The 24,903-nt window shown below is 72.5% G+C and carries 24 protein-coding genes; 9 read left to right on the top strand and 15 right to left on the bottom strand.

All coding sequences use genetic code 11. The annotated features are described in order from the left end of the window. Positions 1 to 147 precede the first annotated feature (147 nt). The 4 genes from IE108_RS00110 (at position 148) to cseC (ending at position 3,923) form a co-directional block, all read left to right on the top strand. Positions 148 to 687, top strand: a complete 540-nt coding sequence (locus IE108_RS00110; RefSeq protein WP_100048447.1) for a SigE family RNA polymerase sigma factor — start codon at positions 148 to 150, stop codon at positions 685 to 687. Then, positions 675 to 1,337: a hypothetical protein gene (locus IE108_RS00115; RefSeq protein WP_189397544.1), complete on the top strand. Its 663-nt coding sequence runs from the start codon at positions 675 to 677 to the stop codon at positions 1,335 to 1,337. The genes IE108_RS00110 and IE108_RS00115 overlap by 13 nt, the downstream gene beginning before the upstream one ends. A 146-nt stretch (positions 1,338 to 1,483) precedes the next feature. Then, on the top strand, positions 1,484 to 2,188 hold the full coding sequence (gene cseB / locus IE108_RS00120) for a two-component system response regulator CseB (RefSeq protein ID WP_064729133.1): 705 nt from the start codon (positions 1,484 to 1,486) through the stop codon (positions 2,186 to 2,188). A 100-nt stretch (positions 2,189 to 2,288) separates the two neighbouring features. Then, positions 2,289 to 3,923 (top strand): two-component system sensor histidine kinase CseC, encoded by a 1,635-nt coding sequence (gene cseC / locus IE108_RS00125; RefSeq protein WP_373296881.1) that lies wholly within the window; start codon positions 2,289 to 2,291, stop codon positions 3,921 to 3,923. A gap of 42 nt (positions 3,924 to 3,965) precedes the next feature. Here cseC and IE108_RS00130 read toward each other — a convergent pair whose 3' ends face one another. Together IE108_RS00130 and IE108_RS00135 are read right to left on the bottom strand one after the other, a co-directional pair. Next, positions 3,966 to 4,163: a DUF397 domain-containing protein gene (locus tag IE108_RS00130; RefSeq protein ID WP_079163613.1), complete on the bottom strand. Its 198-nt coding sequence runs from the start codon at positions 4,161 to 4,163 to the stop codon at positions 3,966 to 3,968. Beyond that, positions 4,123 to 4,971: a helix-turn-helix domain-containing protein gene (locus tag IE108_RS00135; protein ID WP_064729132.1), complete on the bottom strand. Its 849-nt coding sequence runs from the start codon at positions 4,969 to 4,971 to the stop codon at positions 4,123 to 4,125. Before IE108_RS00135 ends, IE108_RS00130 begins: the two co-directional genes overlap by 41 nt. A gap of 95 nt (positions 4,972 to 5,066) precedes the next feature. Between IE108_RS00135 and IE108_RS00140 the strand changes: the two genes are divergently transcribed. Next, positions 5,067 to 5,534 (top strand): ATP-binding protein, encoded by a 468-nt coding sequence (locus IE108_RS00140; protein ID WP_372503094.1) that lies wholly within the window; start codon positions 5,067 to 5,069, stop codon positions 5,532 to 5,534. Between the two features lie 26 nt (positions 5,535 to 5,560). On the opposite strand, the gene IE108_RS00145 is transcribed toward IE108_RS00140, so the two are convergent. Beyond that, on the bottom strand, positions 5,561 to 7,159 hold the full coding sequence (locus tag IE108_RS00145; RefSeq protein WP_064729131.1) for an MDR family MFS transporter: 1,599 nt from the start codon (positions 7,157 to 7,159) through the stop codon (positions 5,561 to 5,563). A 178-nt stretch (positions 7,160 to 7,337) separates the two neighbouring features. Between IE108_RS00145 and IE108_RS00150 the strand changes: the two genes are divergently transcribed. Next, complete coding sequence (locus IE108_RS00150; RefSeq protein WP_064731887.1) at positions 7,338 to 7,925, top strand: TetR/AcrR family transcriptional regulator; 588 nt, start codon at positions 7,338 to 7,340, stop codon at positions 7,923 to 7,925. Positions 7,926 to 7,935: 10 nt separating this feature from the next. On the opposite strand, the gene IE108_RS00155 is transcribed toward IE108_RS00150, so the two are convergent. Beyond that, positions 7,936 to 8,613, bottom strand: a complete 678-nt coding sequence (locus IE108_RS00155; protein WP_064729130.1) for a M23 family metallopeptidase — start codon at positions 8,611 to 8,613, stop codon at positions 7,936 to 7,938. Positions 8,614 to 9,169: 556 nt separating this feature from the next. Here IE108_RS00155 and IE108_RS00160 point away from each other — a divergent pair. Next, complete coding sequence (locus IE108_RS00160; protein ID WP_189397546.1) at positions 9,170 to 9,835, top strand: HAD family acid phosphatase; 666 nt, start codon at positions 9,170 to 9,172, stop codon at positions 9,833 to 9,835. Between the two features lie 66 nt (positions 9,836 to 9,901). Further along, positions 9,902 to 12,931: an NACHT domain-containing protein gene (locus IE108_RS00165; RefSeq protein ID WP_064729129.1), complete on the top strand. Its 3,030-nt coding sequence runs from the start codon at positions 9,902 to 9,904 to the stop codon at positions 12,929 to 12,931. 78 nt (positions 12,932 to 13,009) lie between these two features. Here the strand turns inward: IE108_RS00165 and IE108_RS00170 are convergent, their stop codons facing one another. Continuing rightward, on the bottom strand, positions 13,010 to 15,535 hold the full coding sequence (locus IE108_RS00170) for an ATP-dependent Clp protease ATP-binding subunit (protein ID WP_064729128.1): 2,526 nt from the start codon (positions 15,533 to 15,535) through the stop codon (positions 13,010 to 13,012). 430 nt (positions 15,536 to 15,965) lie between these two features. Here IE108_RS00170 and IE108_RS00175 point away from each other — a divergent pair, with 430 nt between their 5' ends. Beyond that, complete coding sequence (locus tag IE108_RS00175; RefSeq protein ID WP_079163611.1) at positions 15,966 to 16,628, top strand: SCO3374 family protein; 663 nt, start codon at positions 15,966 to 15,968, stop codon at positions 16,626 to 16,628. A 20-nt stretch (positions 16,629 to 16,648) separates the two neighbouring features. Here the strand turns inward: IE108_RS00175 and IE108_RS00180 are convergent, their stop codons facing one another. The 10 genes from IE108_RS00180 to IE108_RS00225 form a co-directional block, all read right to left on the bottom strand. After that, positions 16,649 to 16,984 (bottom strand): histone-like nucleoid-structuring protein Lsr2, encoded by a 336-nt coding sequence (locus IE108_RS00180; RefSeq protein WP_064729127.1) that lies wholly within the window; start codon positions 16,982 to 16,984, stop codon positions 16,649 to 16,651. A 264-nt stretch (positions 16,985 to 17,248) separates the two neighbouring features. Further along, positions 17,249 to 17,758 carry an amino-acid N-acetyltransferase gene (locus IE108_RS00185; protein ID WP_064729126.1) on the bottom strand — a complete coding sequence of 170 codons (510 nt, stop codon included), beginning with the start codon at positions 17,756 to 17,758 and terminating at the stop codon, positions 17,249 to 17,251. A 9-nt stretch (positions 17,759 to 17,767) separates the two neighbouring features. Then, on the bottom strand, positions 17,768 to 18,166 hold the full coding sequence (locus IE108_RS00190) for a BlaI/MecI/CopY family transcriptional regulator (protein ID WP_079163610.1): 399 nt from the start codon (positions 18,164 to 18,166) through the stop codon (positions 17,768 to 17,770). 124 nt (positions 18,167 to 18,290) lie between these two features. Continuing rightward, entirely contained in the window at positions 18,291 to 18,470 is a 180-nt protein-coding gene (locus tag IE108_RS00195) for a hypothetical protein (protein ID WP_064729124.1), read from the bottom strand. Positions 18,471 to 18,493: 23 nt separating this feature from the next. Then, positions 18,494 to 19,111 carry a hypothetical protein gene (locus IE108_RS00200; RefSeq protein ID WP_107420237.1) on the bottom strand — a complete coding sequence of 206 codons (618 nt, stop codon included), beginning with the start codon at positions 19,109 to 19,111 and terminating at the stop codon, positions 18,494 to 18,496. Between the two features lie 122 nt (positions 19,112 to 19,233). Then, positions 19,234 to 20,031 (bottom strand): type III pantothenate kinase, encoded by a 798-nt coding sequence (locus IE108_RS00205; RefSeq protein WP_064729122.1) that lies wholly within the window; start codon positions 20,029 to 20,031, stop codon positions 19,234 to 19,236. 4 nt (positions 20,032 to 20,035) lie between these two features. Next, the gene (gene nadC, locus IE108_RS00210) at positions 20,036 to 21,016 is read right to left on the bottom strand and encodes a carboxylating nicotinate-nucleotide diphosphorylase (RefSeq protein ID WP_064729121.1); all 981 of its coding nucleotides are present in this window, start codon (positions 21,014 to 21,016) and stop codon (positions 20,036 to 20,038) included. 5 nt (positions 21,017 to 21,021) lie between these two features. After that, positions 21,022 to 22,755 carry an L-aspartate oxidase gene (locus tag IE108_RS00215; RefSeq protein ID WP_064729120.1) on the bottom strand — a complete coding sequence of 578 codons (1,734 nt, stop codon included), beginning with the start codon at positions 22,753 to 22,755 and terminating at the stop codon, positions 21,022 to 21,024. After that, positions 22,752 to 23,753 carry a pantoate--beta-alanine ligase gene (panC, locus tag IE108_RS00220; protein ID WP_064729119.1) on the bottom strand — a complete coding sequence of 334 codons (1,002 nt, stop codon included), beginning with the start codon at positions 23,751 to 23,753 and terminating at the stop codon, positions 22,752 to 22,754. The genes IE108_RS00215 and panC overlap by 4 nt, the downstream gene beginning before the upstream one ends. Next, positions 23,750 to 24,805: a Rossmann-like and DUF2520 domain-containing protein gene (locus tag IE108_RS00225; RefSeq protein WP_064729118.1), complete on the bottom strand. Its 1,056-nt coding sequence runs from the start codon at positions 24,803 to 24,805 to the stop codon at positions 23,750 to 23,752. Before IE108_RS00225 ends, panC begins: the two co-directional genes overlap by 4 nt. Positions 24,806 to 24,903 lie beyond the last annotated feature (98 nt).

Genomic DNA, 24,903 nt, shown 5'->3' on the forward strand with positions numbered 1-24,903 from the left:
GAGTGTTCCCCGCAGGCTGCTTCGCACAGCGCCGTGACAACGCTTCCCTACCTTCGTTTCTGTGCCCGGCGGGCACGGCAAGACCAGGGACCACAGGCAGTGGGCCGGCGGTGACGGCACCGGCGGAGTACGGGGATCGGAAGGCGGTTGACCATGGGCGAGGTGCTCGAGTTCGAGGAGTACGTCCGTACCCGGCAGGACGCGCTGCTGCGCAGTGCACGGCGCCTGGTCCCGGACCCCGTCGACGCCCAGGACCTGCTCCAGACCGCGCTGGCGCGGACGTACCGCCGCTGGTCGACCATCGAGGACAAGCGGCTGGCCGACGCCTACCTGCGCCGCGTCATGATCAACACGCGGACCGAGTGGTGGCGGGCGCGGAAGCTGGAGGAGGTGCCGACCGAGCAGCTCCCCGAGTCCTGCGTGGACGACTCCACCGAGCAGCACGCGGACCGCGCCCTGCTGATGGACGTCATGAAGGTCCTCGCCCCGAAGCAGCGCAGCGTCGTGGTGCTGCGACACTGGGAGCAGATGTCCACGGAGGAGACCGCCGCGGCCCTGGGCATGTCGGCGGGGACGGTCAAGAGCACGCTGCACCGGGCGCTCGCCCGGCTCCGCGAGGAGCTGGTCGCCCGCGATCTGGACGCACGGGCGCTGGAGCGTGAGGAGCGGGAGCGTTGCGCGGCCTGAGCGTCGGTCGATCACCCGGGGAGGCCCGGAGCACGCAGGCGGCGAGTGCGGCGGTGGCCGTGTTCGTCGCCCTCGGCGTGTGCCTGTCGGGCTGCGCGGCCGGCGGCACCGGCACCCGCGACGAGGGCGCGGCGCACGCGGACGCGGTCGGCGGCGCCGCGGCCTCCTCCCCCGCGGCCTCCCCCTCCAAGGTCCCCGACCGGGTGGACGCGGTGCGGCTGGTCAAGTCGGACCCCTCGGTCTCCGCGGAGGTCAAGCACGAGCTGAAGCCGTGCGTCGCCGACGAGTACCCCGTCGACGTGTCGTACGGGGAGCTGACCGGCGGATCGGCGGAGGACGTCGTCGTGAACGTCCTGACCTGCGGTGACGCGGTGGGTGTGGGCAGCTACGTGTACCGCGAGGAGGACGGCGCCTACCAGAACGTGTTCCGGACCGAGGAGCCCCCGGTCTACGCGGAGATCGACCGCGGCGACCTGGTGGTGACCAAGCAGGTGTACGAGCGGGGCGACCCCGTGTCCAGCCCGTCCGGCGAGAATGTGATCACCTACCGGTGGGCGTCGGGCCGCTTCTCGGAGCAGTACCGCACCCACAACGACTACAGCAACGCCGCGGGCAACGCGCCCACCCCGGCCCCGGACACCGACGGCTGAGGCGGACGGGCGTGAACCGATCGGGGCGCCCACCGCGATGACCGGGTGAACGCGGCGCGCGTCCCCGGCGTCCGATCCGGTGGACGTCCGCACCCGCGTCCGGCCACCGCCCCCGACCCACCACAACGAGGACTGAGAGCACCGGGATGGCAGACCAGACCCACGTCCTGTTCGTCGAGGACGACGACGTCATCCGCGAGGCCACCCAGCTCGCCCTGGAGCGGGACGGCTTCGCGGTCACCGCGATGCCCGACGGGCTGTCCGGCCTGGAGTCCTTCCGGACCGACCGGCCCGACATCGCGCTGCTCGACGTCATGGTCCCCGGTCTCGACGGGGTCAGCCTGTGCCGCCGCATCCGGGACGAGTCCACGGTGCCGGTGATCATGCTGTCGGCGCGGGCGGACTCCATCGACGTCGTCCTCGGTCTGGAGGCCGGCGCCGACGACTACGTCACCAAGCCGTTCGACGGGGCGGTGCTGGTCGCCCGGATCCGGGCGGTGCTGCGGCGCTTCGGGCACGCCGGTGGCGGGGAGCGGGCGGAGACCGCGGGCCACGCGGACACCGGGGGCGTGCTTACCTTCGGCGAGCTGGAGGTGGACACCGACGGCATGGAGGTGCGCCGGGCCGGACGGCCGGTGGCGCTCACCCCGACCGAGATGCGGCTGCTGCTGGAGTTCTCCTCGGCGCCGGGGACGGTGCTCTCGCGCGACAAGCTGCTGGAGCGGGTGTGGGACTACGGCTGGGGCGGGGACACCCGCGTCGTCGACGTGCACGTGCAGCGGCTGCGGACCAAGATCGGCCAGGACCGGATCGAGACGGTCCGCGGCTTCGGCTACAAGTTGAAGGCCTGAGGCGGGGGCGCGGGACATGCGGGGGTTCTTCCGAAGCCGGTCCGCCTCACCCGAGGGACGTCCGGACGGCCCTACGGGGCCGGGCGGCGCCGCGGGGTCGATGAGCGGCGGCGGTCCGGAGGGGGTGGCCGGGCCGCACGGGGGTGCGAGGGCCGGCGGCGCCGCTAGAGCGGGCGGCGGCGCGGGACCGGAGAGCGGTGCGGGTCCGGATAGCGGTGCGAGACCGACGGGCGGCGCGGAGCCGAGGAGCGGCGCGGGGCCGAGGAGCGGTAGACGGCGCAAGAGCGGTACGGCGGCCACGGGCGGCACCGGGCGCGAGAGCGGTACGGCGGCCACGAGCGGCGCGGGTTCGCGCGGCGGTGCGGGGTCCGGCGGCGCCACGCGTGGTCCGCGTCCGCGCGGGCTGCGCGCCCGGGGCATCCGCACCGGGCTGCGCTGGAAGCTCAGCGCGGCGATCGCGCTGGTCGGCGCGCTGGTGGCCGTTGTCCTGAGCCTGGTCGTGCACAACGCCGCCCGGGTCTCGATGCTGGACAACGCCCGGGACCTCGCCGACGACCGGGTCCTGATCGCCCAGCGCAACTACGAGCTGTCCGGGCGGCAGAACTTCCCGAACGCCAAGATCGACGACCCCGAGCTGCCGGCGGAGCTGCGCCGCAAGGTCGAGGCCGGGCGGCGGGCGACGTACGTCTCCGAGCGGGACGACGGGGTGACCGACATCTGGGCCGCGGTGCCGCTCAAGGACGGGCACGTGATGTCCCTGCACTCCGGTTTCACCGACCGCAGCGCCGACATCCTCACCGATCTCGACCAGGCCCTGGTCATCGGCTCCATCGCGGTGGTCCTCGGCGGCAGCGCGCTCGGTGTGCTCATCGGCCGCCAGCTCTCCCGGCGGCTGCGCGACGCGGCCGCCGCCGCCAACCAGGTCGCCAACGGGGAGCCGGACGTGCGCGTGCGGGACGCCATCGGCGGGGTCGTCCGGGACGAGACCGACGACCTCGCGAGCGCGGTGGACGCGATGGCGGACGCGTTGCAGAAGCGGCTGGAGGCCGAACGGCGGGTCACCGCGGACATCGCGCACGAGCTGCGCACCCCGGTGACCGGGCTGCTCACCGCCGCGGAGCTGCTGCCGCCGGGCCGGCCGACCGAGCTGGTCCTGGACCGGGCGAAGGCGATGCGGACCCTCGTCGAGGACGTCCTGGAGGTGGCGCGGCTCGACGGGGCCTCGGAGCGGGCCGAGCTGCAGGACCTGATGCTGGGCGACTTCGTGTCCCGGCGGGTGGCGGCGAAGGACCCGGCGGTGGAGGTGCGGGTGATCCACGAGTCGGCGGTCACCACCGACCCGCGCCGCCTGGAGCGGGTGCTGTTCAACCTGCTCGCCAACGCCGCCCGGCACGGCCGCCCGCCGGTCCAGGTCAGCGTCGAGGGCCGGGTGATCCGGGTCCGCGACCACGGACCGGGCTTCCCCGAGGACCTCCTCGCCGAGGGGCCGAGCCGGTTCCGCACCGGCAGCGCGGACCGGGCGGGCCGCGGGCACGGGCTGGGCCTGACCATCGCGGCCGGCCAGGCCCGGGTACTGGGCGCCCGGCTCACCTTCCGCAACGTCCGCCCGGCGGGCGCCCCCGACCACGTACCGGCCGAGGGCGCGGTCGCCGTCCTGTGGCTGCCGGAGCACGCGCCGACCAACACGGGCAGCTATCCGATGCTGCCGGACCGGGCGGGCTCGGGCGGCGTCTAGCGGCGAGGCCGAGCAGGCTCCACGGGGTCACGGCTGCGGCGGCTACCGCAGGCCGTCGACGAACGACTGCCAGGCCTTTCCACCTACGGTCACGACCGGGCCGTCCGGGTTCTTGCTGTCGCGTACGGGGACGGCGCCGGCCGGGCAGCCATCGGCGACCTCGACGCAGTCACCGCCGGTGTTTCCGCTGTAACTGGACTTACGCCACTGAAGGTTCCTCGGGCTGGGAGCAGACTCCATAGCGTTCCTCCATCACGCGGATGATCAGTTCGGCCGAATCCTCCACGGAGTGGGCGGCAGCCTGCAAGCGAGCGTATCGGAGGGCGGCTTCCCTGACGGTCTCCGGATTGGCCGTCATGTGCCCGGAGATGATGTCCTCCGTGTAGACGACGTCCAGGTTGTCGTCGAAGCGCAGGAAGTTGAACGAACCAGCCAGGCTGGCATGCGCTCCCGCCTTGTTCGGCAGCACCTGCACATGCATCCAGCGGTGACTGGCGAACTCCAACAGCCGGGCCAGTTGCCGCCGCATGACCTCGGGGCCGCCGATCGGCCTATGCAGTACGGCCTCGTCCAGCACCACCCACGCCAGCGGCGGCCGCTCCCGCTCCAGGATGCGCTGGCGTTCCATCCGGGCGGCCAACAAGCCCTCCAGATCGTCCGGCTTGCCCGTGGCCAGCACCGCCCGCGCGTACTCCTCCGTCTGCAACAGCCCGTACACGAGCTGCGCCTGGTACGTCGAGATGTACGCCGCCTTCGCCTCCATCTCCGCGTACGGCTGGAACCAGGCCGGGAGTTGGCTGCGCAGCACCAGGCCGATCAGCCGCGAGAACAGACCGTCCGTCCCCAGCGCGGCGTCCACCCGCTCGGAGAAGTCCCGCGTCGGGACCTTCTTCGTGGTCTCGATCTGGCCGACCAGTGAGCCGGTGCAGAAGATGATGTCGCCGAGCTGGCCCTGCTTGAGACCGTGCGCCTCGCGCTGGCGGCGCAGCTCCCAGCCGTAGTAGTCGAGGGGGGAGGCGGTCGGGTCGAGAGACTGGATGTTGGCCACTGCGGCACCTCGCTCCGGGACTGCGGTCGGCAACGCCTCACGACGTTCGTTTCTGTGCGTAGTCGAGCGTACGCAGCGGGTCGCAGAGTCGTGGCGTGAATCACGTAACCGGTCCGCAGGCGGCGGACGTCGACAGCCAGTACCACGCCGAGTTCGCCATGGGCGCGCACTCGGCCCGGCACCTGCGCCGCGTCCTGCGGCTGTACCTGGTCCGCTCGGGGCTGGCCGAGGTGACCGAGGCCGCCGAGCTGGCGCTCACGGAGCTGGTCGCCAATGTCGTACGGCATGTGCCGGGCCGTCGGTGCCGGGTGTGCTTCCTGCTCCGGCCGGACGGGCTGCGGGTGGAGGTCGCCGACGACTGCCCGGAGCTGCCGGTCCCGGCTGACGCCGACGCGCTGAGTGAGGGCGGGCGGGGGCTCGTGATCGTCGCGGCGGTGGCCGACGGGTGGGGCGTCACGCCGTACGCGGACGGGCGGGGCAAGACGGTGTGGTTCGAGTGCGTGCCGCGGCGGGACGTACGACGAAGGCCCCCGGGCGGACGAAGCCACCCGGGGGCCTGTTAGTGAGCGGGCGGCGGACCGCCGTGCGGTCAGACCGTCTCGGTCACCGGCGTCTTCGCGCTCGCCCCGTCCTCGCCGCCGGCCGAGGCGTCGGCGGCCTGCGGGCCCGCGCCCTTCAGCGGGACCTCCTTCACGAAGACCGACGCGACCAGGGCCAGGACGGCCACCGCCGCGCCCAGCAGGAACGCGCCGTGGGTGCCGGAGGACACCGCGTGCTGGTAGGCCTCGCGCGCCGCCTCGGGCAGCTTGGCCAGGCTCGCCGCGTCCAGCTGCGCCGAACTCTCGGTCACCTTGGAGCCCAGCGCCCCCGCCCGCTCCGCCATCACGTCCTGGACGCGGTGGTTGAACAGCGCGCCCATGATCGCGACGCCGAAGGAGGAGCCGAGGGTGCGGAAGAGGGTGGTGGACGAGGACGCGACGCCCATGTCCTTCATCTCCACGCTGTTCTGCGCCACCAGCATCGTGATCTGCATCAGGCAGCCCATGCCGAGACCGACGACGGCCATGTAGAGGCCGGAGGTGAAGCGGGTGGTGTCGGTGTCCATGGTGGACAGCAGGAACAGGCCGACCGTCATCAGCGCGCCGCCCAGCACCGGGAAGATCTTGTACCGGCCGGTGTTGGTGGTGACCCGCCCGGCCACCATCGACGTGACGAGCATCGCGCCCAGCATCGGCAGGAGCAGCAGCCCGGAGTTGGTCGCGGACGCGCCCTGCACCGACTGCTGGTACAGCGGCAGGAAGAGGGTCGCGCCGAACATCACGAAGCCGACGATGAAGCCGATCACGGACATCAGCGTGAAGTTGCGGCTGCGGAAGATGTGCAGCGGCACGATCGGCTCGGCGGCCCTGGTCTGCCAGAACACGAACCCGACCAGCGCGGCGACGCCGATGCCGGTCAGCTCCATGATCCGCGCGGAGGTCCAGGCGTACTCGGTGCCGCCCCAGGTGGTGACGAGCACGATGGCCGTGATGCCGACGGTCAGCAGCGCGGCGCCCAGGTAGTCGATCCGCGCCTGGCTGCGCTTCTTCGGCAGGTGCAGGACGGCGCTGACGGCCACCAGCGCGATCGCGCCGAGCGGCAGGTTGATGTAGAAGGACCAGCGCCAGCCCCAGTGGTCGGTGATGGTGCCGCCGACCAGCGGTCCGCCGATCATCGCCAGCGCCATGACGCCGGCCATCATGCCCTGGTACTTGCCGCGCTCCCGCGGCGGTATCAGGTCGCCGATGATGGCCATGACGCCGACCATCAGACCGCCGGCGCCCAGGCCCTGGACGGCGCGGAAGCCGATGAGCTGGCCCATGTCCTGGGCCATGCCGCTGAGCGCGGAGCCCGCCAGGAAGATCACGATCGAGGTCATGAACGAGCCCTTGCGCCCGTACATGTCGCCGAGCTTGCCCCACAGCGGGGTCGAGGCCGCGGTCGCGAGCGTGTACGCGGTGACCACCCAGGACAGGTGCTCCAGACCGCCCAGCTCGCCCACGATCGTCGGCATCGCGGTGCCGATGATCATGTTGTCGAGCATCGCGAGCATCATCGCGATCATGAGGGCGAGCAGGACCACCCGCACGCTCCTCGGCTGCTTGCCGGCACCGGCCTCACCGGTGTCCGCCTGCGCTGTCTCCGCCATCGCTCCCACTTCCCCCGGCCACCGCCGTACTCCGGTCCACTTACTTGCCGACCGGCAAGCTGACTACACTCGGGAAGGTAGTCGCGTAACTAGCCGGGCGTCAAGTAAGTTTTTGGGAAAGGGCGCGGAGCGGGCAGAGTGCGCTGAACAGGAGGTGCGCGGGAGAATGGGCGGCACGATGAACGGCACCAGGCAGCAGCGACGCCGCGGGGACACCCGCCAGCGCATCCAGGACGTGGCCCTCGGACTCTTCGCCGAGCAGGGGTACGAGAAGACCTCGCTGCGGGAGATCGCCGAGGCCCTGGACGTCACCAAGGCCGCGCTGTACTACCACTTCAAGACCAAGGAAGAGATCCTGGTCAGCATCTTCGAGGACCTCTCGCGACCGCTGGAGGACCTGATCGCCTGGGGGCGGGAGCAGCCGCACGGCCTGGAGACGAAGCAGGAGATCATCCGCCGCTACAGCGAGGCGCTGGCGGGCGCGGCGCCGCTCTTCCGCTTCATGCAGGAGAACCAGGCGACCGTGCGCGACCTGCGCATCGGCGAGCTGTTCAAGACCCGCATGTTCGGTCTGCGCGACATCCTCATCGACCCGGAGGCCGACCTGGTGGACCAGGTCCGCTGCATCAGCGCGCTCTTCACGATGCACGCCGGGATGTTCGCCCTGCGGGACCTCGAAGGCGACCCCGAGGAACAGCGCGCGGCTGTTCTCGAGGTCGCCATCGATCTGGTGACCCAGGCCCACCGGGGGGCCGGGCAGGCGTGACGCCCGTGCGTCAGACGGTCACGCCCTTGTCCCGCAGGAAGGAGACCGGGTCGACGGCCGAACCGTAGTTGGCGGTCGTACGGATCTCGAAGTGCAGGTGCGGGCCGCTGGAGTTGCCCGTGTTGCCGGACTTCGCGATGGACTGGCCGGTCTTCACGACCTGGCCGATCTTGACGTTCACCTTGGACAGGTGGGCGTACTGGGAGTACGTGCCGTTGCCGTGCTTGACGACGATGGCGTTGCCGTAGGCGGGGCCGTCGCCGGCGCCGTTGCCGCCGGCCTTGACCACGGTGCCGCCGTGCGCGGCGACGACGTTGGTGCCGATCGGCACGGCGAAGTCCTGGCCGCTGTGCTTGTGCGCCCACATGCCGCCGTTCTGGGCGAAGCTGGCGCTGAGCTTGTACTTCTTCACCGGGTCCACCCAGGAGGCGGCCTTCTTCTTGGTGGCCGTCTTCTTGGCGGTGGCCTTCTTGGCGCCGGCCTGCTCGGCCTTCGCCGCCTTGGCCTGCGCCGCGGCCTGGGCCTCGACGGCGCTCGCCGTGGTGGAGGAGGTGGAGGCCGCCGTGGTGCCGGTGGCGGCCGCGACCCCGGCTCCCAGTGCGACCGAGGCTCCGAGGCCGGCGGCCATCACCGCGGCGCGGGTGCGAAGGGTCGTACGGGAAGAACGGGACGTGACACGCGGAAACATTCGAACCTCATGGGGACGGGTACAGAGGAAAGCCCCTCCGAGCGAGACGCACAGGGCGCTCGTCGGCCGGGCTCAACCTTGGTAACCCGGCGGCCCCGAACCGCACAAAGGTGTGACCTACGATCTTATTTAGTACTTGAGCGCGATACTTCCCGACTCTTGACAGAGCCCCCATTCCGGACAAAACCAGCTCAGGCGCACGGCGGCCGCCGCCCACCGTGCACCGTTATGTCCGATTTCGCGGTTCCCGCCGCCTCCACTATTCCCCGTAGTAAAGGACGAAAGGCCTGTGCGCCATGTCACCGGCGATCATGGCCGGAGGACCGCCGAATGTGACCCGGGCTACTCCCGTCCCGGTTAACCCGCCCCCCTGGCAAGGGCGTTCACCTGGGCTCGCTTCATGGCCCACGTCACAGCCCCGGGGCCGGGGGCGGCCTGGTAACTACTACTCAGTAACCCAATCGTTGCCGTCCGGCCACTTGCTGGGGCGAGCATGCTCGCGACAACTTTGGTGCCGTCAGGCATCCGCGCAGGCATGAGAGGAATCCAGCCCCCCATGACCGAACAGACCGGACAGACCAGACAGTCCCGGCGCACCTGGAAGCAGGCCGCCGGCACGGCGGCCGTCACCGCGGCGGCGCTCGCCGCGACGGTCACCCCCGCCGGCGCCGCCGTCCCCGAGGCCCCGGCGGCTCCCCCCGCCGCGACCGCGACGGCGGCCGCGGCGGACGTCGACTACGAAACCTGGCAGCGGGACTGCCGGGCCGTGATGGACGCCGCCCTGCCGTACCTGAAGGACCGGATCGGCGACGCCCGGCCCGGGGAGAAGCAGGCGATCGTCCTCGACATCGACAACACCTCCCTGGAGACCGATTTCGGCTTCAGCTACCCGCAGCCCGCCAACCGGCCGGTGCTGGAGGCCGCCCGGTACGCCCAGGAGCGCGGCGTCGCGCTGTTCTTCGTGACCGCCCGGCCGGGCATCATCGGGCTGCCCACCGAGTGGAACCTCGACCACGCCGGCTACGAGTCCTCCGGTCTCTACGTCCGGGGCTTCGTCGACCTGTTCCGCAACGTCGCCGAGTACAAGACGGAACAGCGGGCGAAGATCGAGTCGAAGGGCTACACGATCATCGCGAACATCGGCAACAGCGCCACCGACCTGTCCGGAGGGCACGCCGAGAAGACGTTCAAGCTGCCCGACTACGACGGCCAGTTGTCCTGACACCGGCGTCCTGACGCCGGATAGGCTCCCCTGGTCGACCGACCAGCACCGACCAGGGGGTCTTGGATGGAACCGGCCGTGCTCGGCGGGAAGTTGGCGTCCGCTCTGGTCGCCCCGCTGGTGAAGCGGCTCTTCGCGGCCGGCGGCCCCGGTGCCGGGCTGGTCGACCGGCCGGTCCGGCTGACCCGTCTGGTGTCCTTCCGGGGCGAGCAGCGCACCCTCGGCGACGAGCAGGTGCGCGGGCTCGCCGGCCGGCTGGTCGCGGACTCCCTCGCCTCCCCGGGCGAGCCGCCCTTCCCCCGCGACGAGGAGACCGCCGTCGCCGACGCCCTGGCCGCACGGCTGCTCGCGCTGGGCGACCTGGAGATGGACGACGTCCAGGCGGTGCGGCTCGGGCACCGGGAGCTGGCCGCCCGGCTGCGGACCGCCGCCGGGCCCTGGGGCGGCTTCTCCGCCGACGCGGGCCACTTCCTCGACACCGCGACCGAGTGGGCCTGCCTGCACATCCTGGAGTTCTTCACCCGGCGCTCCACGTTCGTCGCCCGCACCCTGGTGGAGCAGACCCGCGGCCAGGCCGACCTGATCGCGAAGGTCGACGAACTGATCACCCGTGTCCCCCGCCCGGACGCGCGGGACACGGCGTTCGAACGCCGCTATCTGCCGTACGCCGCCGAACGCCACGACCACCTCACCCTCTACGGCGTCGACCTGCGGGACTCCCCGGACCGGTGGCCGCTGGAGGTCGCCTACCTGAGCCTGGAGGCGACCGCCGAGGAGGACCGCGCCCCGCTCTTCGGGGACCACGCCGAGCGGGAACGCACGGTCCGCCTCCCCGCCGAGAGCGCGCTGGCGGCCCACGACCGGGTCCTGCTGCGCGGCGACGCGGGCTCCGGCAAGACGACGCTGGTGCAGTGGCTGGCGGTGACCGCGGCGCGGGACGGCGCCCGGATCCCGTACGTCCTGCCGCTGCGCACCCTCGTCTGGGCGGGCACGCTCCCGGCGCCCACCGCCTTCCTCACGGCCGTGGGATGCCCGCTCACCCCGCCCGAGGGCTGGGCGGAGCGGGTGCTGACGGCCGGCCGGGGCCTGGTCCTCGTCGACGGCCTGGACGAGATCCCGGCCGCCGAACGCCACCGCACCCGCGACTGGCTCCTCGCCCTGATCCGCGCCTACCCCGGCAACCGCTGGCTGCTCACCTCCCGCCCCACGGCCGTACGCCCCGACTGGCTGGCCGCCGAGGGCTTCTGGGAACTGGCCCTCACGCCGATGCGGCAGCCGGACGTCACGACCTTCGTCCACCGCTGGCACGAGGCCGCCCGCGCCCCCGAGTACGAGGCCCGGCTCCTCGACTCCCTGCACACCAAGCGCGACCTGGCCGGCCTCGCCACCAACCCGCTGATGTGCGGCCTGATCTGCGCCCTGCACCGGGAGCGCCGGGGCTACCTCCCCACCGGCCGCAAGGAGCTGTACGACGCCGCCCTGACGATGCTGCTGGCCCGCCGGGACCGGGAGCGGGGCATGGAGGCGGTCGAGCTGGGCGAGGAGGCGCAGCTCGAACTGCTCCAGCGGCTGGCGTACGCGCTGGTGCTGAGCGGGCGCACGGAGATGGACGTCGCCACGGCCGAGGGCATCGTGGAGCGCGCGCTGCCGTCGGTCGCCTCGGCGGCGGGGCAGGGCGACACGGGGACCGTCCTGCGCGCCCTGGTCCTGCGCAGCGGGCTCCTGCGCAGGACCGACGAGGGCACCCTGCACTTCGTGCACCGCACGTTCCAGGACTACCTGGGCGCCCGGTACGCCGTCGAGGAGGGCCACCTCGACGTCCTCTCCGGCCACGCGGGCGACACCCAGTGGGAGGACGTGATCCGCATGGCGGTGGCCCACGCCAGGCCCGGCGAGCGCGCCGTCCTGCTGCGCCGGCTGCTGGCGGCCGGGACCCCGCGGCTGACGCTGCTGGCCCTGGCCTGCCTGGAGCACGCGACCGCGCTGGATCCCGCGGTGCGGGCGGAGGTGGAGGCGCGGGCGGCGACGCTGATCCCGCCGGCCTCGACGCGGGACGCCAGGGTCCTCGCGGAGGCGGGGCCCCTGGTCCTGGAGCTGCTGCCGGGGCCGGACGGGCTGACGGACACGGAGGCGCACGGCGTGACGGTGACGGCCTCCCTGCTGGCCGAGCGGGACCCGGGGGGCTCGCTGGCCGTGCTGCGCCGCTTCCGGGACCACTCCTCACTGGACGTGCGGCGGCAGCTGGTGGGGACGTGGGGCCGTTTCGAGACGCGGACGTACGCGACCGAGGTGCTGGACCACCTCGACCGCACGGACCTGTTCCTGACCTGCCGGACCGAGGCCCAGCGCGAGGCGCTCCCGGTGATGGCGCCGTGGACCCACCTCACGTTCCTCGGGGCACACCGGGCGGCCGAGATCACCGCCTGCGTGGCGGAGCCGGGGGCCGTCGAGGAGCTGCACCTCGTCAACAACACCGAGGTGACCGAGCTGGACGGCCTGCCGGGCCTCTTCACCTCGCTGCGGCTCCTGCTGCTCGACTGCCACGAGGTCCGCGACCTGGGGCCGCTCGCACGGCTTCCGCTCACGTCCCTGCTGATCAGCCGGACCGCGGACCTCACCGGCCTGCCGGCCCTGTCGTCGCTCACCCACCTGACCGTGGCGACCCGGCTTCCCGGCTCCCGGCTGCCGGCGGCCCTCCCGACGGAGGCGCCCCTGCGGTACCTCTACCTCGGCGACGACGCCATCGCCGGCACCGGTCTCCGGGGCCTCGTCCACTGGCGGACTCTCCAGGCCCTGTACCTGGCGACCGGCACGCCGCTCACGGCCGAGGACTGGGCGGAGATCCAGCGGCTGCCGGATCTCACCATCCTGGGCCTGCACAGCCGCGCCCTCCCCGACGGCAGCGGGGCGATGCCCGTGCTCCCGGGCGTCGAGGACCTCTTCCTCACCGCCCTGGACGGGGACGAGGACCTGTCGGTTCTCGCCTCCCGCCTCCCCGGCCTACGGATGGTGGCTCTGGAAGCCGCCCCCGGCGCCGTCCTCGACGGCGACCGCCTCACGGCCCTCTTCCCGGGCGCCGAGGTGACCCTGGACTGAGGGACGCCGGATACGACGAAAGGGGCCGCCCGGGACCGAAGTCCCGGGCGGCCCCTTTCCAGGCTCACCCCAGGAGGGTTACGCCTCCTTGCTCAGGTTCGGCCCAGCGCCGCCGGCCGCCTGCTCGATCGGCGGGGCGTCGGGCAGCGCCGACTTCTCCTCGCCGCGGAACGTGAAGGTCTGGGCGTCGCCCTCGCCCTCCGTGTCCACGACCACGATGTGGCCCGGGCGCAGCTCGCCGAAGAGGATCTTCTCCGACAGCGTGTCCTCGACCTCGCGCTGGATCGTGCGGCGCAGCGGACGCGCGCCCAGCACCGGGTCGTAGCCCTTCTTGGACAGCAGCTCCTTGGCGGACTGGGAGAGCTCGATGCCCATGTCCCGGTCCTTGAGGCGCTCGTCGACCTTGCCGATCATCAGGTCGACGATCCGCAGGATGTCGTCCTGGCTGAGCTGCGGGAAGACGACCACGTCGTCGACGCGGTTGAGGAACTCGGGCCGGAAGTGCTGCTTCAGCTCGTCCTGGACCTTGTTCTTCATGCGCTCGTAGTTGGTCTTCTTGTCACCCGCGGCGGCGAAGCCGAGGTTGAAGCCCTTGGAAATGTCCCGCGTGCCGAGGTTGGTCGTCATGATGATGACCGTGTTCTTGAAGTCCACGACCCGGCCCTGGGAGTCGGTCAGGCGACCGTCCTCCAGGATCTGAAGCAGCGAGTTGAAGATGTCCGGGTGGGCCTTCTCGACCTCGTCGAAGAGGACGACGGAGAACGGCTTGCGGCGGACCTTCTCGGTCAGCTGGCCGCCCTCCTCGTACCCGACGTAGCCGGGAGGCGAACCGAAGAGCCGCGAGACCGTGTGCTTCTCGCTGAACTCCGACATGTCGAGGGAGATCAGCGCGTCCTCGTCGCCGAAGAGGAACTCCGCGAGCGCCTTGGACAGCTCGGTCTTACCGACACCGGAGGGACCGGCGAAGATGAACGAGCCACCCGGACGCTTCGGGTCCTTCAGACCGGCACGGGTACGGCGGATCGCCTTGGACAGCGCCTTGACGGCGTCGACCTGGCCGATGACCCGCTTGTGGAGCTCGTCCTCCATGCGCAGCAGGCGCGAGGACTCCTCCTCCGTGAGCTTGAAGACCGGGATGCCGGTGGCGGTCGCGAGGACCTCGGCGATCAGCTCGCCGTCGACCTCGGCGACGACGTCCATGTCGCCGGCCTTCCACTCCTTCTCCCGCTTGGCCTTCGCGGCGAGGAGCTGCTTCTCCTTGTCGCGCAGGGAGGCGGCCTTCTCGAAGTCCTGCGAGTCGATCGCGGACTCCTTGTCGCGGCGGACGCCGGCGATCTTCTCGTCGAACTCGCGCAGGTCCGGCGGCGCGGTCATCCGGCGGATCCGCATCCGGGAGCCGGCCTCGTCGATCAGGTCGATCGCCTTGTCCGGCAGGAAGCGGTCCGAGATGTAGCGGTCGGCGAGCGTGGCCGCCTGCACCAGGGCCTCGTCGGTGATGGAGACGCGGTGGTGCGCCTCGTACCGGTCGCGCAGGCCCTTGAGGATCTCAATCGTGTGCGGCAGCGACGGCTCCGCGACCTGGATGGGCTGGAAGCGGCGCTCCAGGGCCGCGTCCTTCTCCAGGTGCTTGCGGTACTCGTCCAGCGTGGTCGCACCGATGGTCTGCAGCTCACCGCGGGCCAGCATCGGCTTCAGGATCGAGGCGGCGTCGATGGCGCCCTCGGCGGCACCCGCACCGACCAGCGTGTGCAGCTCGTCGATGAACAGGATGATGTCGCCGCGGGTGCGGATCTCCTTGAGCACCTTCTTCAGGCGCTCCTCGAAGTCACCGCGGTAGCGGGAGCCGGCGACCAGGGCGCCGAGGTCCAGGGTGTAGAGGTGCTTGTCCTTGAGGGTCTCGGGCACCTCGCCCTTGACGATGGCCTGCGCGAGGCCCTCGACGACGGCGGTCTTGCCGACGCCGGGCTCACCGATGAGCACCGGGTTGTTCTTGGTGCGGCGGGACAGCACCTGCATGACCCGCTCGATCTCCTTCTCGCGCCCGATGACCGGGTCGAGCTTGGATTCGCGGGCGGCCTGGGTGAGGTTCCGTCCGAACTGGTCGAGGACCAGGGACGTGGAGGGCGTGCCCTCCGCAGGACCGCCGGCGGCGGCGGTCTCCTTGCCCTGGTAACCGGAGAGCAGCTGGATGACCTGCTGCCGCACCCGGTTGAGATCGGCGCCCAGCTTGACCAGGACCTGGGCGGCGACGCCCTCGCCCTCACGGATCAGGCCGAGCAGGATGTGCTCCGTGCCGATGTAGTTGTGACCCAGCTGGAGGGCCTCGCGGAGCGACAGCTCCAGGACCTTCTTGGCACGGGGGGTGAAGGGGATGTGACCCGACGGGGCCTGCTGGCCCTGCCCGATGATCTCCTCCACCTGCTGGCGGACCGCCTCGAGCGAAATCCCGAGGCTCTCAAGGGCCTTGGCGGCGACACCCTCACCCTCGTGGATCAGGCCCAGGAGGATGTGCTCGGTGCCGATGTAGTTGTGGTTGAGCATCCGGGCTTCTTCCTGAGCCAGGACGACAACCCGCCGCGCGCGGTCGGTGAACCTCTCGAACATCGTTAATCGCTCCTCAGAGCGGTCAGGCAGTAAGGGGAACTTCCCCTCCCTGTCCTTCCGCAGCTTAGTCCCGCAAGCGGGGACCGCTCATTCCAACTGCCGACACCGTCGATGGCCTCCTGACCCCTGACGCCGACATCTGCCACAACCCGATGGTGCGAGACGATGTTCCCGCAGGCCAGGCACTTACCCCACTCGCCAGTACGCCGATGGCGAACGCGAGACGGCCCGGGCTGCGTGTCGCCCCCTCCCACTAGGGATGTCTTACCCGCTGGGACGGACACTCCATGCCGCGTGCACCGGTTCCCTCCGCTACGGGCGAACAACCTCGCGCCTCCCCGCACCCCTGCGCGCCCCCGATTCCGGCACTCTGTGCATCCGGACCGGCACCCAGCGTAACTCGGGCGCCTTTTCGACTGTTGCACTTGGCATGGTCGGCGCCCTGCCCCCGGTTCCCGCGGGCCACGCGTACCCCGTCGCCCCCGTGCTCCACGGGAGCCCCACGGGCCCCGTCGTCGTTCCGCCGCCGCGCCGGCCTCCCGGCGCGGGTCCGCGGCGGGAGGAGGGGGTGCGGTCCTGGTACGAGCGGGTGCTCGGGTGGCCGACGGCGCCCGGGGTCCCGCTCCGGCTGCGTGTGGGCGTCCGTTTCGACGTCCTGGACGTCCCGGCCGAGGCCGGTCACGCGGCGCTCGCGCGGCTCGGGCCGACGGGCCCGGTGGCCGTCCTCGGCGAGCGGATGCTGCTGCTCGTGGCGGCGGGCGGCGCGGAGGAGGTGCCCGGGCTGCTGGAGTGGCTGGAGTGGGGCTCGCTGCCGCTCGATCTGTCGGCGGTGGGCGCGGGCGGCCTCATGGAGGCGCCCCTCGTGCCCGCCGGCGGGCCGGCACCGGGCCGCGAGGGGCGGCAGGGGGCCGCCTTCTGGCTGCGGCCCCCGAAGCCGGGGGGCGAGGCCGAGGCCTCGCTGCCGGCGCTGTCGGTCCCCGGCGGCGCAGACGCCCCGGATCTCGCACGGCTCGTCCACACCCTGGCCACGCAAGTCCACCGGGTCCGGCTCGCCGCCGGCACGGCCGGTGCGGGCGGCCGTCGGCGACGGTGACGGTGACGCGGAGGGGGTGATCAGCCGTTGGCCTTCTCGTACGCCTCGCGGATGATCGCGGGAACACGGCCGCGGTCGTTGACCTCGTAGCCGTTCTCCTTCGCCCAGGCGCGGATCGCCGCGGTGTCCTGGCTGCCGCCCGAGGAGGCGCGCGCCTTGCCGCGGCCGCCCGAGGCGCGGCCACCGGTACGACGGCCACCCTTGACGTAGGCGTCGAGAAGGCCGCGGAGCTTGTCCGCGTTGGCGGTGGTGAGGTCGATCTCGTACGTCTTGCCGTCGAGCGCGAACGTCACGGTCTCGTCTGCCTCGCCGCCGTCGAGGTCATCGACAAGAAGGACCTGAACCTTCTGTGCCACCGGATTTCCTTTCATCGATAACTGAGGGCCGGAGCTCCGTCGGCGTCCGCCGTATCGCCGCCCCTTGTTATATGCAGTACTGCACTACGCCGGAAAGCAAACCGCTTTTGCCGGAAAAACACAAACCCTCGACGGAGACCGGCAGCCCGGCTCCGGGCCGGAAACATGCGCGTTTCGGACATAGGGAACCCACGAAGGGTGTTCCGGTCGAATAAACCTGGCGAAGGCCGCGAAGGACCGCGGTTGCCGAGCGCTGTCCGGCGATCACAGATGCAGAAGCATCCGGCTGTTGCCCAAGGTGTTCGGTTTCACTCGTTCGAGACCGAGGAACTCCGCAACGCCCTCGTCATAGGAACGCAGCAGCTCCGCGTAGACATCCGTGTCGACCGGCGTCTCCCCGATCTCCACGAAGCCGTGCTTGACGAAGAAGTCCACTTCGAAGGTCAGGCAGAAAACGCGGCGAACACCGAGCCAGCGCGCGGTGTCCAGCAACTTCTCCAGCAACTGATGGCCCACCCCGGCCCCCTTGAGCCCGGGCTTCACCGCGAGAGTGCGCACTTCCGCGAGGTCTTCCCACATCACGTGCAGGGCACCGCAGCCGACCACCTCGGCGTTGTCGTCCCGTTCCGCGACCCAGAACTCCTGGATGCTCTCGTAAAGGGTGACCATCGCTTTGTCGAGCAGGATACGGTCGCGCACGTACGCGTCGAGGAGCCGGCGTACGTCCGGGACATCCCTGGTACGGGCCCGCCGGACGGTGAGGGCATTTGGCATGTGGGGACGCTATCGCTCGCCGGCCTCCGGTACCGAGCCGGGGCCCGGCGCGGGGGTTTCCGGTCCCTGCGCGATGCGGATGGCGTCTCTGAGAGCCTGCCGCTGTTCCTCGCTCATCATGCCGAAGAAGGCGATGAGGGCGGCGGCGGGGTTGTCGCTCTGCGACCACGCGTCGTTCATCAGCGCGGCCGCGTAGGCGGCGCGGGTGGAGACCGCCTCATATCGATAGGCCCGGCCTTCCGACTCCCGGCGGACCCAGCCCTTCTGATGGAGATTGTCCAGAACGGTCATCACGGTGGTGTACGCGATGGACCGTTCCTGCTGGAGGTCTTCCAGGACTTCTCGAACGGTCACGGGGCGGTTCCACTTCCACACCCTCGTCATGACCGCGTCTTCGAGTTCTCCCAATGGGCGAGGCACCCTCAGCACGATAGTGGGAGATCCGGCCGATCGCGTGCCGGACGTGCGGTTTTACCGGCAAAAGGATGCGGAAAGGGCGTACGGCTCCCGTGGAGCCGTACGCCCGGTGGGATCAGCCCTCGGGGTGGGGGGACTGCTGCCGGGCGCCCTCGGCCCGGGCGAGGGCGGCGTCCACGGCCGCGTCCTCCTTGGCCTTGTTGGCGCCGCCCTGGGTCTTCACGATCACCCGGATCAGACCGATGAAGAAGACGGCCATGACGGCCGGGGGCAGGAGCGCGGAGACGTAGTCCATGGCTCCAGGGTAGCCAGGGGCCGTCAGCCGGCCGCGAGGTGGTGCCGGGAGCCCGGGGCGGGCGGGGCGGGCTTGCGGCGGGGGAAGACCTCGCCGGGGGTCGGGACGGGGCGCTTCGGGGCGGCGGGCGCCGGGGCCGGTCGGGGGGACGGCTTCTGGGCGGGCTTGGGCGCGGGCGGCTTGTCGGCCTGCTGGCCCCCGGGAAGGGCCTGGAGGTGGGAGCGGGCGGCCGGGAGCCGGACGACGGGCGTCCGCACCGCGGGGGGCGGGTCGGCGTGGGGCGCGCAGCGGGCCAGCAGCGCCGCCGCGGCGGGGTTGGCGCGCAGGGCGCCGAGGGCGGCGAGGTCGTCCGCGTGGGGGCGGTGGCCGGCGCCCAGGGCCTCGTCCAGGAGCGCGAGGTAGCCGGTGGCGGTGCCGGGGAGGGCGGCGCGGTACCGGGCGAGGTCGGCCACCAGGAAGGCGCGTAGCCGCGCGCTCTCCCGCATCGCCTCGTCGAGCGACTCTGCGAGGCGGAGGCAGTCCTGGGCCTCCTCGGCCGAGACTGGACTGGGGTTCAGGGCAACGGCGAGGGCGCGCCGGAGCACACACAGCTCCTGCGCACCGAACGCCATGCCGCCGCGGGTTCCGTAGGGCGTGGGCATGCGGTGACGATACGCGCTAATCAGACAAACTCGGCATAGGGGGCGGGTGTGGCGCGGGCGCCCACCCACTCGGCTGGTCGGCCGGGGAGTCCGCGGCGCCCCGCTCCCCGGGGGCCCGCCCGCTACATGCGGGACACGTTGCGTTCGTAGACCAGGCGCAGGCCCATCAGGGTCAGCCACGGCTCGTGCTCGTCGATGACGGAGGACTCGCCGAGGACCATCGGCGCGAGTCCGCCCGTGGCGATGACCGTGACGTCCTCCGGGTCGCTCGCCAGCTCGCGGGCCATCCGGTTGACCACGCCGTCCACCTGGCCGGCGAAGCCGTAGACGATGCCGGACTGCATCGCCTCGACCGTGTTCTTGCCGATCACGCTGCGCGGCCGGGCGACCTCGATCTTGCGGAGCTGGGCGCCCTTCACGCCGAGCGCCTCGACCGAGATCTCGATGCCGGGGGCGATGACGCCGCCGATGTACTCCCCGCGCGCGCTGACCGCGTCGAACGTCGTCGCCGTGCCGAAGTCCACGACGATCGCCGGGCCGCCGTACAGCTCGACGGCGGCGACGGCGTTGATGATGCGGTCGGCGCCGACCTCCTTGGGGTGGTCGGTGAGGATGGGGACGCCGGTCTTGACGCCCGGTTCGACCAGGACGGCGGGGACGTCGCCGTAGTAGCGGCGGGTGACCTCGCGCAGCTCGTGCAGGACGGAGGGGACCGTCGCGCAGATGGCGATGCCGTCGATGCCGTCGCCCAGCTCGTCGCCGAGCAGCGGGTGCATGCCCATCAGGCCCTGGAGGAGGACCGCCAGCTCGTCGGCCGTGCGGCGCGGGTCCGTGGAGATGCGCCAGTGCTCGACGATGTCCTCGCCGTCGAAGAGTCCCAGCACGGTGTGGGTGTTGCCCACGTCGATCGTCAGCAGCATGGCCCTACTCCGCCGCTCGCAGGTCGAGGCCGATGTCCAGGATCGGTGCGCTGTGGGTGAGTGCGCCCACGGCCAGGTAGTCGACGCCCGTGTCGGCGTACGCCTTGGCGTTGGCGAGGGTCAGGCGGCCGGATGCCTCCAAGGCCGCGCGGCCGGCCACCAGGGCGACCGCCTCCTCGCACTCGGAGGGGGTGAAGTTGTCCAGCAGGATCAGGTCGGCGCCCGCGTCCAGCACCTCGCGGAGCTGGTGCAGGGTGTCGACCTCCACCTCGATGGGGACCTCGGGGAAGCGTTCGCGGACCGCCTCGAAGGCCTGCGCGACGCCGCCGGCGGCCACCACGTGGTTGTCCTTCACCAGGGCCGCGTCGGACAGGGACATGCGGTGGTTGACGCCGCCGCCGCAGCGGACGGCGAACTTCTCCAGGCCGCGCAGGCCGGGCGTGGTCTTGCGGGTGTCGCGGACCGCGGCCTTCGTGCCCTGGAGGACGTCCGCCCACGCGCGCGTGGCCGTCGCGATGCCCGACATGCGGCACAGCAGGTTCAGCGCGCTGCGCTCGGCGGTGAGGACGTCGCGGGTGCGGGTGGTGACGGACAGGAGCTTCTGGCCGGGCTCGACGCGGTCGCCGTCCTCGACGTGGCGCTCCACCTCGAACTCGTCGGTGCAGACGACCGAGAGGACCGCCTCCGCGACCCGGAGGCCGGCCACCGTGCCCGCCTCCCGGGCGGTGAAGTCGGCGGTGGCCACGGCGTCCTCGGGGATGGTGGCGACGGTCGTCACGTCCACACCGCCCGCCAGGTCCTCCTGGATCGCGAGGTTCGCGATGTCCTCGACCTCCACGGGGTCGAGTCCGGAGTCCAGCAGGAGCGCCGCGAGCGCGGGGTCGAGGCCGCACTCCAGGTAGGCGTCCTCGTCGGTCTCCGCGCCGCAGGCGCAGCCGTCGCCGCAGCCTCCGGAGGGGGCGAGGGGAAGGTCGGGGGTGTTCACTGCTCTCACTGCTCCTGGGGACGCTGCGTGGGCCGGGATGCCCGGACGGTCGGGGGGAATTCTGGCGTGTCCGTGGTGTGCACGGCGAGCGATCGGTCCGGGTTCAGGCGTACGACGACGTGGCGGCCCCACGCGGTGTCGTCCCGGTCCGGGTGGTCCTCGCGCCAGTGGCAGCCGCGGGTCTCCTCGCGCCGGCTCGCGGCGGCGACCAGGACGCGGGCCACGCACATGAGGTTGGTGGCCTCCCAGGTGTCGACGCCGGGCTCGGACGTCTTGCCGTGGTCCCGCAGGGCCTCGCGGGCCTCGGTGTGCAGGTCGTGCAGCCGTTCGGCGGCCCGGTCGAGGGAGTCCGCCGAGCGCAGGACGCCGGCGCCCTCGGTCATGATCCGCTGGATGGCGAGGCGGGACTCCGGCGGCAGCAGGGGGTGCGCCGGGTGGGCGGGGTGCGGGAGCGGGGCGGGCACGCGCGTGTGGAGGCCGCCGTCCGCGTGGCTCGCCGCGATGTCGGCCGCGATCCGCTCCGCGTAGACCAGGCCCTCCAGGAGGGAGTTGGAGGCGAGGCGGTTGGCGCCGTGCACGCCGGTGCAGGCGACCTCGCCGCAGGCGTAGAGGCCGGGGACGGTGGTGCGGCCCGCGGCGTCGGTGCGGACGCCGCCGGAGGCGTAGTGGGCGGCCGGGGCCACCGGGATCGGCTCGGTGACCGGGTCGATGCCGTGCGTGCGGCAGGCGGCGAGGATCGTGGGGAAGCGGCTCTCCCACATGTCGGCGCCGAAGTGCCGGGCGTCCAGGTACATGTGCTCGGCGTCGCGCTCCAGCATGCGGCGCAGGATGCCCTTGGCGACGATGTCCCGCGGGGCGAGTTCCGCGAGTTCGTGCTGCCCCTCCATGAAGCGCACGCCGTCCGCGTCCACCAGGTGGGCGCCCTCGCCGCGCACCGCCTCCGAGACCAGGGGCTGCTGCCCCTCGGCGCCCGGGCCGAGGAAGAGGACGGTGGGGTGGAACTGGACGAACTCCAGGTCGCTGACCTCGGCACCCGCGCGCAGGGCGAGCGCGACGCCGTCGCCGGTCGAGACGGACGGGTTCGTCGTCGCCGAGAAGACCTGGCCCATGCCGCCGGTCGCCAGGACCACGGCGGGGGCGTGCACGGCCCCCACGCCGTCGTGCTGGCCCTCGCCCATCACGTGCAGGGTGACGCCGGCGGTCCTGCCCTCGGCGTCCGTGAGGAGGTCGAGCACCAGGGCGTTCTCGACGGTGCGCAGTCCACGCGCGCGTACGGCCTCGACCAGTGCGCGGGAGATCTCCGCGCCGGTGGCGTCGCCGCCGGCGTGCGCGATGCGGCGGCGGTGGTGGCCGCCCTCGCGGGTGAGCGCCAGGCCGCCCTCGGTGGACTCGTCGAAGTGCGCGCCGGTCTCGATGAGGCGGCGTACGGCGTCGGGGCCCTCGGTGACCAGGATGCGCACGGCCTCCTCGTCGCACAGGCCGGCGCCGGCGACCAGGGTGTCGTCCAGGTGCTGGGCGGGGGTGTCGCCCTCGCCGAGGGCCGCGGCGATGCCGCCCTGCGCCCAGCGGGTGGAGCCGTCATCGAGGCGGGCCTTGGTGACCACCACCGTGCGCAGCCCGGCGGCCTCGCAGCGGAGGGCGGCGGTGAGGCCCGCCACGCCGGATCCGACGACCACCACGTCCGCGTCGACGGCCCAGCCGGGCGCGGGGGCGTGCAGTCGTATGCCTGTGCTGGTCACGAGGCGGCTCCGAAGGTGAGGGTGACGTTGTCGATCAGCCGGGTCGCGCCGACCCGGGCGGCGACGGCGAGGATCGCCTCGCCGGTGTGGTCGTCGTCGATCTCGGTGAAGTCGGCGGGGTCGACGAGGGCGAGGTAGTCCTGCTCCAGCGGCGGGGTGGCGCGGGCGGCGTCGTCCAGGACCTGGCGGGCGGCGGCCCGGACCGCCGTGGCGCTGCCGGGGGCGGAGGTGGCCACGGCGTGGGCGTCGGCCGCCGCGCGGGACTCCCCGAGGGCGCTCAGCGCCTCGGCGCGGGACTCGGTCGCCGGGACCTCGCGGGCACGCGCGCGCAGCGCCTCCTGGGCGGCGAGCCGGTCGAGGCCCGCGAAGAGCGCCTGGGAGAGCGCGAGGGCGGTGCGGCGCTCGGCGGCGGAGAGGTAGCGGTTGCGGCTGGAGAGGGCCAGGCCGTCCTCCTCGCGCACCGTGGGGGCGCCGATGATCTCCACGCCGAAGTTGAGGTCGCGGACCATGCGGCGGATCAGGGCGAGCTGCTGGGCGTCCTTCTGGCCGTAGAGGGCGAGGTCCGGGCGGGTGAGGTGGAGGAGCTTGGCGACGACGGTGAGCATGCCGTCGAAGTGGCCGGGGCGGGAGGCGCCCTCCAGGCGTTCGCCCATGGGGCCCGCGGTGACGCGCACCTGGGGTTCGCCGCCGGGGTAGACCTCGTCGACGGAGGGGGCGAAGACGGCGTCCGCGCCGGCCCGGCCGGCGATCTCCACGTCGGCGTCCAGGGTGCGCGGGTAGCGGTCGAGGTCCTCGCCGGCGCCGAACTGGAGCGGGTTGACGAAGACGGTGGTGACGACCTCGCCGTCCGGGCCGACCAGGTCGCGCGCCGTGCGGACGAGCGTGGCGTGGCCCTCGTGCAGGGCGCCCATGGTCATCACGACGGCACGCCGGCCGCCGCGTACGCGCGCGTGCAGTTCGTCGGCGGTGCGCAGGAGGACGGGCGGGGCGGCGGTCATCGGTCGTCTCCCTCGGGGCCGCGGGGGTCGTCGGGGTCGGTGGGGTCCTCGGGGGCGGTGGGGCCGGGCGGTCCGTGGGGGCCGGCCGGGTCGCCGGGGGCGGGGCCGCCGCCCGGGCCGGAGCTGCCGCCGGCGCCCGTGCCGCTGGGCCGTCCCTCGGCGAGTACCCCCAGCAGGTCCTCCGCCAGCTCCGCCTTCAGCAGCCCGTGGGCCAGCGCGCGGTCGGCGGTCGCGCGGGCCATCGCCACGTAGCCGGCCACGGCCTGCGGCGCGTGCTCGCGCAGCTCCTCGATGTGCGCGGCGACGGTACCCGCGTCCCCGCGCGCGACGGGGCCGGTGAGGGCGGCGTCGCCGGAGCGCAGGGCGTTGTCCAGGGCGGCACCCAGCAGCGGGCCCAGCATCCGGTCGGGGGCGGCGACGCCGGCCGTGCGGAGCAGTTCCATGGACTGGGCGACCAGGGTGACCAGGTGGTTGGCGCCCAGCGCGAGCGCCGCGTGGTACAGCGGGCGCCGGTCCTCGGCGATCCACTCCGGCTCGCCGCCCATCTCGATGACCAGGGCCTCGGCCGCCAGCCGCAGCTCCTCGGGGGCGGTGACGCCGAAGGAGCAGCCGGCCAGCCGCTGGACGTCCACCGGGGTGCCGGTGAAGGTCATCGCCGGGTGCAGGGCCAGCGGCAGGGCGCCGGCCCGCAGCGCCGGGTCCAGCACCCGCGCGCCGTACCGCCCGGAGGTGTGCACCAGCAGCTGGCCCGGCCGCACCGCGCCGGTCTCGGCGAGCCCGGCCACCAGGCCCGGCAGGGCGTCGTCGGGGACGGTCAGCAGGACCAGTTCGGAGCGCTGGAGCACCTCCGCGGGCGCCATGAGCGGCACGTCGGGCAGGAGCGCGGCGGCGCGGCGCCTGGAGGCGTCGGAGACCCCGGACACGGCCACCGGGCGGTGCCCCGCGAGTTGCAGGGACGCGGCCAGCGCGGGGCCCACGCGTCCGGCGCCGACGACGCCTACCGTGAGCCGCGCGGGGCGGTCCTTGGGGTCGGGCAGTGGGGTTGTGTTCACGCGACGGCGGCCTTCCCGTTCCAGTCCGCTCGGGGTACCGGACGATTTCTCGTCATGTTAACGCGATTGGTTCCGGGAGCGTCCGGTTGTCCACAGGC

The organism is Streptomyces parvulus (assembly GCF_014648855.1).
GTDB lineage: Bacteria > Actinomycetota > Actinomycetes > Streptomycetales > Streptomycetaceae > Streptomyces > Streptomyces parvulus.

Excerpts from the sequence above, each read along its gene's own strand:
- IE108_RS00200 (WP_107420237.1), bottom strand. The coding sequence starts at position 19,111 with ATGCCCACGCCCTACGGAACCCGCGGCGGCATGGCGTTCGGTGCGCAG.
- IE108_RS00170 (WP_064729128.1), bottom strand. The coding sequence starts at position 15,535 with ATGTTCGAGAGGTTCACCGACCGCGCGCGGCGGGTTGTCGTCCTGGCT.
- IE108_RS00155 (WP_064729130.1), bottom strand. The coding sequence starts at position 8,613 with ATGTTTCCGCGTGTCACGTCCCGTTCTTCCCGTACGACCCTTCGCACC.
- cseC (WP_373296881.1), top strand. The coding sequence starts at position 2,289 with ATGAGCGGCGGCGGTCCGGAGGGGGTGGCCGGGCCGCACGGGGGTGCG.
- IE108_RS00130 (WP_079163613.1), bottom strand. The coding sequence starts at position 4,163 with ATGGAGTCTGCTCCCAGCCCGAGGAACCTTCAGTGGCGTAAGTCCAGT.
- panC (WP_064729119.1), bottom strand. The coding sequence starts at position 23,753 with ATGACCGCCGCCCCGCCCGTCCTCCTGCGCACCGCCGACGAACTGCAC.
- IE108_RS00160 (WP_189397546.1), top strand. The coding sequence starts at position 9,170 with ATGACCGAACAGACCGGACAGACCAGACAGTCCCGGCGCACCTGGAAG.
- IE108_RS00195 (WP_064729124.1), bottom strand. The coding sequence starts at position 18,470 with ATGGACTACGTCTCCGCGCTCCTGCCCCCGGCCGTCATGGCCGTCTTC.
- IE108_RS00165 (WP_064729129.1), top strand. The coding sequence starts at position 9,902 with ATGGAACCGGCCGTGCTCGGCGGGAAGTTGGCGTCCGCTCTGGTCGCC.
- IE108_RS00150 (WP_064731887.1), top strand. The coding sequence starts at position 7,338 with ATGAACGGCACCAGGCAGCAGCGACGCCGCGGGGACACCCGCCAGCGC.
- IE108_RS00175 (WP_079163611.1), top strand. The coding sequence starts at position 15,966 with ATGGTCGGCGCCCTGCCCCCGGTTCCCGCGGGCCACGCGTACCCCGTC.
- IE108_RS00205 (WP_064729122.1), bottom strand. The coding sequence starts at position 20,031 with ATGCTGCTGACGATCGACGTGGGCAACACCCACACCGTGCTGGGACTC.
- cseB (WP_064729133.1), top strand. The coding sequence starts at position 1,484 with ATGGCAGACCAGACCCACGTCCTGTTCGTCGAGGACGACGACGTCATC.
- IE108_RS00185 (WP_064729126.1), bottom strand. The coding sequence starts at position 17,758 with ATGCCAAATGCCCTCACCGTCCGGCGGGCCCGTACCAGGGATGTCCCG.
- IE108_RS00145 (WP_064729131.1), bottom strand. The coding sequence starts at position 7,159 with ATGGCGGAGACAGCGCAGGCGGACACCGGTGAGGCCGGTGCCGGCAAG.